Source organism: Pseudomonas sp. TH39(2020) (assembly GCF_016650715.1).
Lineage (GTDB): Bacteria > Pseudomonadota > Gammaproteobacteria > Pseudomonadales > Pseudomonadaceae > Aquipseudomonas > Aquipseudomonas mandelii_C.
In genome coordinates, this window is record NZ_JAEKFF010000005.1 from 276918 (window position 1) to 290634 (window position 13717).

At 60.2% G+C, this 13717-nt stretch carries 11 protein-coding genes; 2 read left to right on the forward strand and 9 right to left on the reverse strand.

From position 1 onward, the window contains the following. Positions 1-4: 4 nt before the first annotated feature. The 7 genes from JFU47_RS06270 to JFU47_RS06300 all read right to left on the reverse strand — a co-directional run bounded on the left by JFU47_RS06270 (position 5) and on the right by JFU47_RS06300 (position 8527). Positions 5-1165, reverse strand: a complete 1161-nt coding sequence (locus JFU47_RS06270; RefSeq protein ID WP_201181874.1) for an acyl-CoA dehydrogenase family protein — start codon at positions 1163-1165, stop codon at positions 5-7. 43 nt (positions 1166-1208) lie between these two features. Then, positions 1209-2000, reverse strand: coding sequence for an enoyl-CoA hydratase/isomerase family protein (locus tag JFU47_RS06275; RefSeq protein ID WP_201181876.1), 792 nt, complete (start codon positions 1998-2000; stop codon positions 1209-1211). Positions 2001-2405: 405 nt separating this feature from the next. After that, positions 2406-3812, reverse strand: a complete 1407-nt coding sequence (locus JFU47_RS06280) for an amino acid permease (RefSeq protein WP_201181878.1) — start codon at positions 3810-3812, stop codon at positions 2406-2408. Between the two features lie 218 nt (positions 3813-4030). Then, on the reverse strand, positions 4031-6295 hold the full coding sequence (locus JFU47_RS06285) for an ATP-binding protein (protein ID WP_201181880.1): 2265 nt from the start codon (positions 6293-6295) through the stop codon (positions 4031-4033). Further along, complete coding sequence (locus tag JFU47_RS06290; protein WP_201182289.1) at positions 6292-7044, reverse strand: substrate-binding periplasmic protein; 753 nt, start codon at positions 7042-7044, stop codon at positions 6292-6294. Before JFU47_RS06290 ends, JFU47_RS06285 begins: the two co-directional genes overlap by 4 nt. Before the next feature lie 26 nt (positions 7045-7070). Next, the gene (locus JFU47_RS06295; protein WP_201181882.1) at positions 7071-7787 is read right to left on the reverse strand and encodes a response regulator; all 717 of its coding nucleotides are present in this window, start codon (positions 7785-7787) and stop codon (positions 7071-7073) included. A 92-nt stretch (positions 7788-7879) separates the two neighbouring features. After that, positions 7880-8527 (reverse strand): TetR family transcriptional regulator C-terminal domain-containing protein, encoded by a 648-nt coding sequence (locus JFU47_RS06300; RefSeq protein WP_201181884.1) that lies wholly within the window; start codon positions 8525-8527, stop codon positions 7880-7882. A gap of 241 nt (positions 8528-8768) precedes the next feature. Here JFU47_RS06300 and JFU47_RS06305 point away from each other — a divergent pair, with 241 nt between their 5' ends. Further along, positions 8769-10730, forward strand: coding sequence for an oxidoreductase (locus JFU47_RS06305; RefSeq protein ID WP_201181886.1), 1962 nt, complete (start codon positions 8769-8771; stop codon positions 10728-10730). A gap of 179 nt (positions 10731-10909) precedes the next feature. Next, positions 10910-11506, forward strand: a complete 597-nt coding sequence (locus JFU47_RS06310) for a cupin domain-containing protein (RefSeq protein ID WP_201181888.1) — start codon at positions 10910-10912, stop codon at positions 11504-11506. 165 nt (positions 11507-11671) lie between these two features. Here the strand turns inward: JFU47_RS06310 and JFU47_RS06315 are convergent, their stop codons facing one another. Both JFU47_RS06315 and JFU47_RS06320 read right to left on the reverse strand, forming a co-directional pair. Further along, positions 11672-12469, reverse strand: coding sequence for a transporter substrate-binding domain-containing protein (locus tag JFU47_RS06315; RefSeq protein WP_201181890.1), 798 nt, complete (start codon positions 12467-12469; stop codon positions 11672-11674). 74 nt (positions 12470-12543) lie between these two features. Beyond that, positions 12544-13713 (reverse strand): NAD(P)/FAD-dependent oxidoreductase, encoded by a 1170-nt coding sequence (locus tag JFU47_RS06320; protein ID WP_201181892.1) that lies wholly within the window; start codon positions 13711-13713, stop codon positions 12544-12546. Between the last annotated feature and the right edge of the window lie 4 nt (positions 13714-13717).

Sequence of the window (13717 nt, forward strand, 5' to 3'; positions counted from 1 at the left end):
GCGATCAGCGCAGCAGTGGCCGCAGCAGCTCGCGGGAAATGATGTGGCGCTGGATTTCCGAGGTGCCTTCCCAGATCCGTTCGATCCGCGCGTTGCGCCAGATGCGTTCCACCGGACCTTCGTCCATCAGGCCCATGCCGCCAAAAATCTGCACCGCCTCATCGGCTGCGCGCCCCAGCACTTCGCTGGCAAACAGCTTGGCCATGCCGGCGTCGCCATCGGTCATGGTGCCCTGGTCCATTTTCCAGGCGGTATGCAGGGTCAGCAGTTCCGCTGCGCGGATCTGCGTGGCCATATCCGCCAATTTGAACGACACCCCTTGATAGGTGCCGATCGGCTGGCCGAATTGCTTGCGATCCGCCGCCCATTGCAGCGACACGTCCAGCGCTCGTTGCGCCTGACCGACGCAGTTGGCGGCGACCATCACCCGGCCGGCAGTCAGCCAGGCGTTGGCCACTTCCCAGCCTTTGCCGACTTCGCCCAAAACTTTGGAGGCCGGGACACGGCAGTCGTCGAAGAACATTTCGAAGGTGTGATAACCACGGTTGCTCACGCACTTGGGGCCACGGCGAATGGTCATGCCCGGGGTGTCGCGGTCGACCAGAAACGAGGTCACGGCGTTGCGCTTGCGGCCGTTGTGTTCGTAGGTGTCGGTGACAGCGAAGACAATGGCGAAGTCAGCGTGGCCGGCGTGGCTGATGAAGTGTTTGCTGCCGTTGAGAACAAAGTCGTCACCGTCACGCACGGCACGGGTCTGGATCGCATTGGCATCGGAACCGGCGCCCGGTTCGGTCAAAGCGAAGCAGTCGATCTTCTCGCCCTGGATGCACGGCAACAGGTAGTCGTCGATCTGATCGCCGGTGCAGGCCATGAGAATTTTCGATGGCCGCGCAACGAAGACATGCAGCGCCCAGGACACCTTGGAAAGTTCACGCTCGATCAGCGCCTGGGACAGGTAATCCAAACCGCCACCGCCGACCTCTTCCGGCATGTTGAAGGCATAGAAACCGGCGGCGATCGCCTTGCCGCGAATCTGCGCCGCCAACTCCGGGGAGACTTCGTCGGCGCGATCGACTTCATCTTCATAGGGCAGCAGTTCCTTGGCGACGAAACTGCGTACCGCGTCCACCAACATTTCTTGTTCTTGGGTCAGTTGGAAGTTCATGGTGCTACCTGTTGTTCGTGTGCTGATAGAGGTGTACCGAGGCTCAACGACCGATAAAGCGTGCCGGGCGTTTTTCCATGGCCGCGCGCAGGGCTTCGTTGCCGTCTTCGCTGCGACCGCACAACAGGCCGGCGGCCAGTTCCGCTTGCAGTTGCTCGGGCAAGCTACGGTCGGCGCCTTCGCGCATGAGTTTTTTGGTCTGGGCAAAGGCAAAGGTCGGCCCTGCGGCCAAGCGTGCGGCGAGTTCACTGGCAGCTGTCTGCAGTTGATCGTCGGCGCAAATTTCGCTGACCAGACCGGCGGCGAAGGCGCGGTCGGCCCCCCACAATTCGTCGAGGAACAGCAGGCGCTTGGCCTGCTCGGCGCCGATCAGCCGCGGCAGGTGCCAACTGGCGCCGGCGTCCGGCGAGTAGGCCATGCTGGTGTAGCCGGCCTTGAAACGCGCCGATTCCCCGGCGATGCGCAGGTCGCAGCACAGGGTCAGGTCCATCCCCGCGCCGACGGCCGTGCCGTTGATGGCGGCGATTGTCGGTTTTTCCAGGCTGTACAGGCGGGTCATCAAGGCATGGGCGGTTTCGGTCCAGCCGTAGCTTTCCAGCGCGCCACGGGCTTCGGCGGCGGCCCATTCATCGAGGTCGGCCCCCGCACAGAAACTGCGCCCGTTGCCGGTCAGCACCACCACGCGGACCGCAGGATCGGCGTTGTAAGTGTCGAGCAAGGCATGCAGGCTTTTCAGCGTCGGGATGTCCAGCGCATTGCGCTGAGCAGTGCGATTGAGGGTGATCCAGGCAACGCCTGCTTCGACCTGACTGAGCAGAGAATCATGAGTAGTCATGCGAGTCCTCGAATTATTGTGTTTGGCGTGAGGTGATGCGACTTGAGGCCATACTAAACGAGTGTTCAGTAAGACGGCAATCGGAGATGAAATGCGCTGTAACAGGCTTTAAAAATTGTTAAGTTGTTGTTTTATATTGGTTATCTCTCGACAAGCGATCATGGAGCGGTGGCGCTGTTACAACTTCGAACAACTGCCTACAACGCTGTGATCTCGGGGACGCCTTCGCGAGCAAGCCCCGCTACTACGGGATTTGCGGTATGCATAGACGAATGCTCCACCGCAAAACAACTGTGGGAGCGAGCTTGCTCGCGATGGCGTCATCACAATCAACATCTCTGCTGACTGATCTACCGCTATCGCGAGCAAGCTCGCTCCCACAGGGTTTGGATTTTTTTCTGGGGCTTACGGCAAGCTCGGCACCAGCACCGCCTCGCGTTTGCGGTGGAACACGAAATACGCGCCATAACACAGCGCAATAAAACCAAAGCCCCAATACAGCGACGGGCGCTGGGTTTCGTCCAGTGCCAGGAACACGAACAACGAGCAGCACAGCGTGATGCACATCAATGGCAGCACCGGGAACCACGGGGCGCGGTATTTCAGGTCACTGAGTTTGCCGCCATCGCGCAAATAGGCTTTGCGGAACTTGTATTGCGCCAGGGCGATGACAATCCAGGTCACGGTGCCAGACATGCCACTCACCGCCATCAGCACCATGAACAGCGTGTCCGCCGCTACGAAACTGGTCATCAGCGACACCAGGGCAAAACACAAAGTGATGCTCAGGGCGCGCAACGGCACGCCGCGTTTGCTCAGCACCGACAGGCCTTTGGGCGCCATGCCGGTTTTCGACATGGCCCAGAGGATGCGGGTCGACGCATAAAGGCCGGAGTTGCCCACCGACAAAATCGCCGTGAGGATCACAAAGTTCATCAAGTCAGCGGCGTACGGAATGCCGACCATGTCAAACACCTGCACGAATGGACTTTCCATCAGCCCCGCCTGCTGCCACGGCACGATGGCCGACAGCACGATAATCGCCAGCACATAGAAAATCAGCACCCGGAACACCACGTTGCGCACGGCGCGCGGGATGCTTTTTTCCGGCTGGTCAGTTTCGCCAGCGGCCACGCCCATGATCTCGCAGCCCTGGAAGGCGTAGACCACGGTCATCATCACCGCGAACACCGCCGACAGGCCGTGAGGGAACAACGAGTCGCCGATCAGGTTGCTCATCATCGGCGCGGGTGCGCCACTGCTCAGCGGGATCGCGCCGAAGATCACCAGCACGCCGACCACGATGAACCCGAGAATCGCCGCGACCTTGATCCCGGAAAACCAGTATTCCGCCTCGCCGAAGGCGCGGGTCGCCAGGGCGTTGAGGCCGAACAGCACCACCACGAACAGCGCCGACCAATACCAGATCGGCACCTGCGGGAACCAGCGGGTCATCAGCATCCCGGCTGCGGTGAATTCCAGGCCGACCGTGGTGGCCCAGCTCATCCAGTACACCCAGCCGATCATGAACCCGGTGGCCGGGCCGATGTATTGGGTGGCGTGGGTCTGGAACGAACCGGATACCGGCATGTGCACCGACAGTTCGCCCAGGCAGACCATCACCAGGTACATCAGGAAACCGGCGACGAGGTACGCCAGAATCGCCCCCACCGGACCGCCCTGGTTGATGATCACCCCGGAGCCCATGAACAGCCCGGTGCCGATCACGCCGCCCAGAGACAGCATGAAAATGTGCCGGCTTTTCAGGGCTCGGGTCAGTTGGATGCCTTTGCGATCAGTGCTTTCGTTCATGTCGGCACCTCAGCAGTCAGTGAGGTGTGCGGCGCATGACAGGAGATCATGGCGCGGGGAAGGATCAGCTTTACGGCAATTCATTATTATTATCTCCAATAAGCTTCGAAGGCCGCGCTGCAGCGGCTGCGTCGATTATTGGAACGCCATGTAAGGTCGCGTTGTACGCAGCGATCTAAGTTGTAGAAAATCGTAACAATATTGTAAGAGCGGCTTGTTCATCTGTGCTGCAACAGATCTTCCAGGGTTTGCTGCGCCCGTTGTATTTGCGCTTGAACGGTCGGCGCCAGCTCACGGATCGCCGGTTCGTCGTTGCCCAGCGCCGCTGTTTCCAGCCTTCGCAATACCTCGGCCAATCCACGAAAACCCAATGAATCGCTGCTGCCGGCCAGGCCATGCGCCAGTTGCGCAACCTCTGTGCAATCGTCGGCCTCGATTGCTTCGTCCAGCGCTTCCCGGTGCTGAAGGATCGAGTCGTGCAGCAACGCCAGCAGGCCCTGCACCTTTTGCTCACCGAGCAAGGTGCGATGGGTTTGCAGCAACGCCCAATCCATCGTCCCGCCAGCCACCAAGGGTTTTTTGACAATCGTCTGCCCCGCCAGCACCTGGCGCAGGCTGTCCAGCTTCAGCGGTTTGGCCAGAATGCCGTCCATGCCGGCGTCCAGGTAACCGCGTACCAACGCCGGTTGTACGCTGGCGGTCAGGGCGAAAATGCGGGTCTGGCAATTCGGCCCGTCGGTGCTACGGATCTGTGAGCACAGCTCGACGCCGCTCATCCCCGGCAGATGCACATCCAGCAGAATCAGATCGAATGTCCGCGTCGCACACTGCAACAACGCCTGTTGAGCATCGATGGCCAGCCACACCTGATGTCCATCCCGTAGCAGCAGCCCCTCGGCCACTTCACGGTTAAGCGCCACATCCTCGACCACCAAAATGTCCAGTGCCGGGCCCACCTCGGGAAGCGGCGCTACGTTGATGACATCGCTGGCCGGCTGCAGGGGCAGTTCGAACCAGAAACAACTACCGCGTCCGACTTCGCTGCTGACACCGATGCAACCGCCCATGTGCTCCACCAGATGTTTACAGATCGCCAACCCCAACCCGGTGCCGCCAAAGCGCTGCGCCACTTCCTCGCTGGCCTGGGTGAAGCGCTCGAAAATCTTCGCCTGCATCGCCGGGGCAATGCCGATGCCGTCATCGGTGACACTCACCCGCAAGTGCTGCCCTCTCTGCCCTTCAGCCTGAGCGAGCAACGCCACTTCCACGCCGACCTTGCCGCCTTCGGTGAACTTGATCGCATTGGCCAACAGGTTGCTCAAGACCTGCCGCAAAAATTGTTCCGCGCCGTGGTGTTGTTCGGCCACCCGCTGATCGACCCGGCAAGTGAGAATCGTGTCGTTGTCCAGCGCCTTGGGTTCCACCAAGGTCAGCACTTCGTCGAGCAATTGGCGAATCGAGAAATCCACCGTCTCTGGCAGGCTCGCGCCCTCCTCCAACTTGGCGAAATACAACACTTCATTAAGGATGGCCAGCAAGCCCTCACCGGCCTTGTGCAAGGCATCCAGGCGTTTGCTGTCCTGCTGATTCAGGCTGGCGCCGCGCAGCAACTCGGCCATGCCAAGAATGCCGTTGAGCGGCGTGCGCAGCTCGTGACTCATGGTCGCCAGAAACCGCGACTTGGCCTGGTTGGCCGCTTCGGCTTCGTCCTTGGCGCGCATCAAGCTGGCGGTGCGCCGCTCGACCCTGCGCAGCAATTCATCGCGATTGTCTTGCAAGGCCAGGCGGTCGGTTTCCCGGCGGTCGATATCAATGAGGATCGCCCGGCGCATGTCATCCAGGGCGTTGGCCACGGTGTCGACTTCATCTTCTTGAGCGTTTCGCCGCTTGTCCAGGCGCAACGGCTCATGCCATTTACCGGCGGCGATGCGCCGGGCAAATTCGGCCATGACTCGCAGGTGGCGGGTGACCAATCGATAGAACAAGCCGGACAGCGCCACCGCCAAACCGCAGAGAAATACGCCCATCCACAACAAACTGGTCAACCCGGTGGCGTACAGGCGCTCATACACCGCGCCCAGATCAGTGCTGACTTCCAGTTCACCGAGCTGGCGCAACGGGCCGGATGGCGGTAGATATCGCAGAGCAAAACGCTCGATGCGCAACGGCCCCACCGGGTTGGGGTTGCCTTGTAGCAAGTCGTAGTCCGGGCTGGTCAGGTGCACCCGCGCCACGTCGGAAAAACCCACCAGGCCGCGCAATTGCACGTTCAACTGCTCCTGGTTCAGATCCCACAGACTGCGCTCCAGGCTCGCCAGATAACCGGTGCGAATCAACTCCATGCGCGAGTCGATCTCGCGCATTTCCCGGCGGTATTCGATGTACAGCTGCACGCTGCTAGCCAGCACGGTGAAGCACAGGCTGAACAACAGAATGAACAGCAGCAGACGCCGCAATAGTCCACCGGTGCGGGCGCGGATCATTGTGTGTTCGCCGGCAGGTTAATCATGTCGCGGTAGGTGACTTCGCTTTCATTGAGCAGACGCTCGATATCACCGGCATCGACCATGCGCTGCAGCTGCGCATTGATTTTCGGCATATGCCTTGCCAGCGGCGAAAGACGCGAAACGGCCACCCGCAGGTAGTCCACGCTCAATACATCGGGCAAGGCAACGATGTCTTGAGCGCCGGGCAGGTTGGCGACATATAGCTGACCGGTGCGACGCTCTTGGGTAATGAAATCGATGCGCCCGCGAATCAGCTTGCCGAAGTTCTGGCGGTTGTCGGAGACCCATTCGATGTTGTTGTTTTGCGCGACCATGCTATCGAACTCCACGCCGTAGCTTTCACCGAACAGCAAGCCGCCACGGTATTTGGCCAGATCTCGCAGCCGTTCGAATTTCACCGGGTGCTGGCGATTGATGAACAAGGCCACTTCTTCGCGCAGCACCGGCACCGTGGAAAACAGCATGCTCTGTTCCCGTTGCGCGTTGCTGTAGGCCAGCACCACGTCGACCCTGCCTTCAGCGGCATCCAGCAGGCAGCGCTGCCAGTTGCCCAGCACCACGATCTCGACCTCGTAGCCCAATTGACTGAACAGCTTTTTCACCACGCTCGGCGCCAGACCCCGAACCTGTTTGCCGTCGCTCCAGGAAATCGGCGGGTATACCGGGTAATCGCAATAACGGACCTTTTCGGTCGCCAGGGTACTGCTGGCCACCAGCGCCAGCATCAGCCAAAGCAATCGCCTCACAACCGTCACGCCGCCAGGCTGGCAGTGAACAGGTAACCGGCGCCGTGGATGGTGATGATCAACTGCGGTTCGGCGGGATCGTCGTGCAACTTGCGGCGCAAGCGGCCAACCAGCACATCGATGGAGCGGTCGTTAGGCACCCATTCGCGGTTGCGAATCTGATCCATCAACTGGTCGCGGCTCAGGGTGTGGCCGCTGTTGCGCAGGAACACGCTGAGTAACTGGTATTCGCCGTGGGTCAGCAGGGTTTCACTGCCGGCCGGATCGATCAGGCGCCGACGATCGGTATCCAGCGCCCAATCGGCGAACTGTTTGACCGGTTTGGACACAGCCGCCTCGGGCTGCGGTGATTGCGCATGCCGAACCCGGCGAATCAGGTTTTTCGCCCGGGACACCAGTTCCCGTGGATTGAGGGGTTTGATCACGTAGTCATCGGCGCCGCATTCGAGACCGACGATGCGGTCGATTTCGTCATTGCGCCCGGTGATCAGGATGATCCCCACTTCTGAACGCACCCGCAGCTCCCGGGTCAGGGTCAAGCCATCCTTGCCGGGCAAACGGATATCGAGCATGACCAGGTCCACGGTCTGACTGGCGAGGAAGGTTTCGGCCAGTTCCGCCGTGGCGGCGCAATGTACCTCGTAGCCTTCCTGGGAAAGATAGGCCTGCAAGAGTTCGCGAATCAGCGGATCGTCGTCGACGATCAGTACCCGAGGAGTCATTGCTTTGTGTCCTGCACAGGCCCGAAGGCGTGTTTCTTATTAGAATGTTTGGTTGCATCTGCGCCAGAGAGTATCCACTGTTGAACGAGTGATCAACAGCTGCTCGTCTGCACACAAAAACGCTGCCGACCGCCGGCCTGCAAACCGTCGACCCAGGCCTCGCAGATCTGCATGCCCTGCTCCGGGGTGAAGGTGCCGGGGTTGAGGCCCAACTCCAGCCACAAACCGTCAAGCAAGGCGCTCAGGCTGATGGCGGCGAGATCGGCGTCGAAATTCTCCCAGCCCTCTTCCAGCGCCAGTTCCATCAGCACTTTGCGCAAGATGCCGCGGTACTCGCCATAGGACTGATCGTGAGCCTGGTTGATCGCCTCGGCAGTTTTCACTGCGCCCCAGAATGCCAGCCAGGCATCGATCAACTGCGGGTCGAGCAATTCGGCGGAAAACGAACCACGGAAGAACGCCGACAACCGTTCGCGGGCATTGGGCGCCGCCTGTTCCATGGCCTCGCGCAGCAGGGTCATGACGCGCCCGGTGATCGCCATGTAGGCCTCGGCCACCAGTTCGTCCTTGCCGGAATAGTGATGGCTGATCAAGCCGACCGACACACCTGCCTCAGCGGAAATTTTGCGGATTGAAGCGCCCTGGAAGCCATGGCGCTTGAGACACACCAACGTCGCCTCGATCAGATTGGCCTTGCGCAACTCCGGTTCCATGCGAGAAAAACGGGCTTCCTGATTCATGACGACACGCTCCTGGATTCAATCAAGGGGCCCGCGTTGTACTTGCGAGCTGAACGACTGTACAGCAAGAGTGTGGTCTGTCTCCAGTCAGCGTTTTTCCAGATGTTCGTCATGGTCAACCGTCACTAGTGCGCGCGGTAGTAAAAATATCAGTTGTTTTTTTACTGAAGGTAAATTTATATAAGGAAATAATAACAACGACCCGAACTTTCGGCGTCAGCCTGCCTGGAGTACCTGCACCATGTCGAACTCGACACCTGCCTTTGCCCACCTGTTCGAACCCTTGCAGATACGAGGCAAGCACCTGAAAAACCGCATTATGTCCAGCGGTCACGACACCTCGATGCCCACTGATAATCTGGTCAACGAGCAGTTGATCGCCTATCACCGTGCGCGTGCCGAAGGCGGTGCCGGGCTGATCGTGTTGCAAGTGGCAGGCGTGCATGATAGCGCGCGGTACACCTCTCATGTACTGATGGCCACCGACGACGCCTGCATCGAGGGCTATCGCAAACTGGCGCAAACCTGCCATGCCCACGGCACCCTGGTGCTGTCGCAAGTGTTCCATCCGGGGCGGGAAATCATGGAGTCCAGCGATGGTTTGCTGGCCGTGGCCTACTCCGCCTCGGCGGTGCCCAATGAGCGTTTCAGGGTGATGCCACGAGAGCTGGATCAGACGATGATCGACGAGATTGTCGCCGGCTATGCCGCTGCCGCCCGGCGCCTGCATCAGGCCGGGATCGATGGCGTCGAGGTGGTTGCCAGCCACGGCTATCTGCCGGCGCAATTCATCAACCCGCGGGTCAATCGCCGTACCGATGGCTACAATGGTGAACTGGAACAGCGCCTGCGCTTTTTACGTGAAATCATCGCCGCCATCCGTGCCGCGACCGATGAGCAGTTCATCATCGGCCTGCGCATATCGGCAGACGAACGTGACCCTGAAGGCCTGACTGAAGACGAATCACTCGCCGCCGTGCAGTCGCTGCAAGCGCAACTGGATTACGTGCACATCGTCGCCGGCACCTCGGCGTCGCTGGGTGGCGCGGTGCACATCGTGCCGCCGATGGCGATTGAAGCGGCTTACCTGGCCAAGGAGGCCGGGACGTTCAAGGCCAGCCTGAACATTCCATTGTTCGTCACCGGTCGCATCAACCAGCCCCAGGAAGCCGAGCTGATCATCGCCCGTGGGCAAGCCGATGTGTGTGGCATGACCCGGGCGCTGATCTGCGATCCGCAAATGCCCAACAAGACCGACACCGGCCACGTCGAAGACGTGCGAGCGTGCATTGCGTGCAATCAGGCGTGCATTGGGCACTTCCACAAGGGCTTGCCGATTTCCTGCATCCAGCACCCGGAAACCGGTCGTGAGCTGATCTTTGGCCAGCGGCAACCGGCGACAAACCGCAAACGCATCATGATTGCCGGCGGTGGTCCCGCCGGGATGAAAGCGGCTGCTGTGGCGGCGCAACGCGGCCATGACGTAACGCTGTACGAAGCCAGTTCGCAACTCGGCGGTCAGGTATTGCTCGCGCAATTGCTGCCACGGCGCAGCGAGTTCGGCGGTGCCAGCACCAACCTGCAGCGGGAAATGGAGTTGGCCGGGGTGCGCGTGGTGCGCAACACCCGGGTCGACCGCGCTTTGGTGGAGCAGGAAAAACCGGACATGGTGATTGTCGCCACCGGTGCTGAGCCGTACTGGCCGCACTTCGAACGCGGCGGCGAACTGCAGGTGGTGGATGCCTGGCAGGTGCTGCGCGACGAGGTGCAAATCGGCCGCTCCGTGGTGGTAGTGGACTGGCGATGCGACTGGATCGGCCCCGGTATAGCCGAGCGCCTGACCCGCGCCGGGCATCAGGTGCAACTGGCGGTCAACGGCACCCATTGCGGGGAAAACCTGCCGCTGTACGTGCGCGATCAACTGGCCGGCGAATTGCACAAACTCGGTATTCCCATCACCCCTTATGCGCGTTTGTACGGCTGCGACGACAACACCGTCTACCTGCAACACTGCGCCAGTGGCGAGCCGATGCTCCTGGAAAACATTGATACGCTGGTGTTGTGCCAGGGGCATCAGCCGGTGGACACGTTGGGCGCCGAGTTGCAAGGGCTGGTGGAGTTTCGGCGCATCGGCGATTGCCTGGCACCGCGCACCGCTGAAGAAGCGATATACGAAGGATTGAAAGTCGCGTGGGAGCTTTAAGGCTGTTTATACTCCGGGACTTTGACGGCTAAAACCAAACCTGTGGGAGCGAGCCTGCTCGCGAAAGGGCCGGCAGCTTCAACATCAACGTTGATTGACACACCGCTTTCGCGAGCAGGCCTCGCTCCCACAGGGTTTGTGCAAATTAGCTCAATCCCCTTCCCGGTTCGGAAATCACCATGAGCAACAACAGCACGACACAGTCCGCAACCGGTACCGCCGAACAACACTTTCTCGGTACACGCATTCGCAGCCTGCGCAAACGTCGGGGCATGACCCTGACGGAACTGGCTAACTTGAGCGAGCTGACCGCCGGCTACATCAGCCAACTGGAACGCAACCTCGCCTATCCGTCGATCCCGGCGCTGTTCAATATCGCCCGCAGCCTCGGGGTGACCATCCAGTGGTTCTTCGCCAGCGAAGCCAACACCAATCCCGAAGACGACGGTGTGGTGGTGCGCAAGAACAGTCGCCTGAGCGTGCATTACGAGGACGGTATCGTCGACCAGTTGCTGACCCCGCCGCCCAACCGTCAGCTGGAAATGCTCCACTCGCGCTTCCCGCCGGGCACGTATAGCCAGCAAAGCTACAGCCACGAAGGCGAAGAAGCCGGTTATCTGTTGTCGGGCAGTTTCGAGTTGTGGGTGGGCGAGCGCTATTTTCAGCTCAACGAAGGCGATAGCTTCAGTTTCTCCAGCCAGGAACAGCACCGCTACGGCAACCCCGGCGATGTGGATGCGGTGGTGATCTGGGTAATTACTCCGCCGACCTTCTAACCGCGCCCGCGCCCCGGCTGAGTGACGCTCGCGCGCTTGAGGATATCGCTCGGCAATTCCCCTCAAAAAGCGGTGCGGTCAGTCGATGCAAGGTTCGACTGACCGCGTTCTGCCGTAAGCGCTAGCTCGACGACTTCGACCCGCCGAGGAAGTTTTACTCAGACTTCATTGTGGCCACAGATCGATCGGGAAGTACTTTTGCGATATTTGTGTGTACTTGCCCGATTCATGCAACTGCGTGAGCGCCTGGTCGATTCGCGCCTTGAGTGCGGTGTCACTCTTGCGCATACCCGCCCCTACTCCAAGACCATATTGCAACGGGTCCATCTTGACGCTGCCCGTCCCTTTTTCTTCGAACGCCGCCCCATCCTTGGACTCCAGAAATGCTATGTCGCCGAGTTTGTCGAGGAACATGACGTCGATACGACCAGCCACTAAATCGGCATTGCAGTCGTCCTGCGTATTGTAAATGCGGATTTCCGAGGTTTTGCCGTAAGCGGTCCGGATGAACTCGGCGTTGGTCGTCGAGCCTTGCACGCCGATGGCTTTACCTTTCAGACCTTCAGGTGTGAGCGTCGGATTGAGGTCTTTCGCGGCAACGAAGATACCCGTCGTTTCATAGTATGGACGCGAGAAGGCAATGACCTTCTGACGTTCCGGGCTGATCCCCATCGAGTTAAAGAGCACGTCGAACTTGTTGGCGATCAGCGCTGGAATAATGCCGTCCCATGCGACCTCCTTGATTTCGCACTCGGCTTTCATTTGCTCGCAGAGCGCACGGATGAGGTCGGGCTCGAAGCCGGTGAATTGCCCGGTGGGTGTCTTGACCAGAAACGGCGGATAAGGCTCCGCGGCAACACCAAAACGCAGCGTCTCCTGCGCTGCACTGGCGGGGGCCGTAAAGGAACACAACGTCAGACCGAGAGAGGCCAGCAAAGTGAGATTGCGGAGCATTCGTTTCATGATCGATCCTTTTTATTATTGAGGAAAGGTGGAAACAGTTCGGTTCGATTGCGTGCAGCGTTAAACAAACCTTTCTACGCCCCGGATGCTGACAACGGCAACCATCCCTGGATGGCTTGCCAGTCAGGCTCGAGGGACGCAAAACGTGAGAGCGAGCAAACGGACAGGTCGGCGAAACTGCATGTCCCGTCGACGACGAGATCGCGAATGGCATGACCACTCGCCGGCGAGAGACCGAAACCGACACCGGACATGGTCGCGACGGTGACGTTATCCAGCCCGGCGGGACGATCGATGACGGGGCGACCGTCCGGCGTGTTTTCGATGAACCCTGCCCAACTGCGAATCACGCGTTTGTGAGCAATCTTGGGGAACAGCTCGGCGAGCCGTTTGGCGATATTGCATTGCAGGGGTGTCGACTGCGCACGAGTGTCGCGCAGATCAGCGAGATCGACCCATTCGTGCGGACCGCCACCATATGCCAGGTTGCCGCGCAGGGTTTGCCGGCCATACAAACCATTGCCATCCACCCCGCCGACCTCGATCAACGGCAGCGGTTCGGTCACGATCATTTCGGCGCGCGCGGTGACCAGCGGAATATCTACACCGATTTGAGCCGCCAATTCACCGGTGTGCGGGCCTGCGGCAATCACCAGGTGGTCGCAGGTGATCAGGTCTTGTGCGGTGCGCACGCCAGTCACCCGGTCACCGTCCCGGACGATTTCGACGACGGGGGCGTGCTCGAGAACGCGCCCGCCGAGGTTCTGCAGTGCCCACGCATAGGCCTGCAGGGTCCGGTGCGGGTTGGCGTGGCCGCCGAAATGGTAGTAGTAGCCAGCCAGCACGTTATCGCCGGCAAAGGGCACGAGTTCCCGAACCTGCTGGGGGTCCAGCTCGTCGACGCGCAATCCGTAGTAAACGGCTTCATTCACGACTTTTTTATCGAGCGAAATCTGGTGTTCATCGAGATCGATACTGATGCGATCCGGGCGATACTCGGTCGGATAACCGAGCAGTTCGTCCATCATCGGCCAGAGCCGCTGTTCTTCGAGAAAGAGCGGACTGTGGTGATGCGAGCATCCGCCTCCGTTACGGCCCGAGGCGCCCCAGCCAATCAAGCCTGCTTCGAGAACAAGCACATCGATGCCATCGCGTGCCAGCCACCAGGCGGCGCTCAATCCGGTCACGCCGCCACCGACGATGACAACGGACGCACTGGTGGACGATTTCTTAAGTCCCTGCATGGTG

Coding starts and splice junctions, on each gene's coding strand:
- JFU47_RS06275 (WP_201181876.1), bottom strand. CDS start 2,000: ATGACTACTCATGATTCTCTGCTCAGTCAGGTCGAAGCAGGCGTTGCC.
- JFU47_RS06305 (WP_201181886.1), top strand. CDS start 8,769: ATGTCGAACTCGACACCTGCCTTTGCCCACCTGTTCGAACCCTTGCAG.
- JFU47_RS06285 (WP_201181880.1), bottom strand. CDS start 6,295: ATGATCCGCGCCCGCACCGGTGGACTATTGCGGCGTCTGCTGCTGTTC.
- JFU47_RS06290 (WP_201182289.1), bottom strand. CDS start 7,044: ATGCTGGCGCTGGTGGCCAGCAGTACCCTGGCGACCGAAAAGGTCCGT.
- JFU47_RS06300 (WP_201181884.1), bottom strand. CDS start 8,527: ATGAATCAGGAAGCCCGTTTTTCTCGCATGGAACCGGAGTTGCGCAAG.
- JFU47_RS06315 (WP_201181890.1), bottom strand. CDS start 12,469: ATGAAACGAATGCTCCGCAATCTCACTTTGCTGGCCTCTCTCGGTCTG.
- JFU47_RS06310 (WP_201181888.1), top strand. CDS start 10,910: ATGAGCAACAACAGCACGACACAGTCCGCAACCGGTACCGCCGAACAA.
- JFU47_RS06320 (WP_201181892.1), bottom strand. CDS start 13,713: ATGCAGGGACTTAAGAAATCGTCCACCAGTGCGTCCGTTGTCATCGTC.
- JFU47_RS06270 (WP_201181874.1), bottom strand. CDS start 1,165: ATGAACTTCCAACTGACCCAAGAACAAGAAATGTTGGTGGACGCGGTA.
- JFU47_RS06295 (WP_201181882.1), bottom strand. CDS start 7,787: ATGACTCCTCGGGTACTGATCGTCGACGACGATCCGCTGATTCGCGAA.
- JFU47_RS06280 (WP_201181878.1), bottom strand. CDS start 3,812: ATGAACGAAAGCACTGATCGCAAAGGCATCCAACTGACCCGAGCCCTG.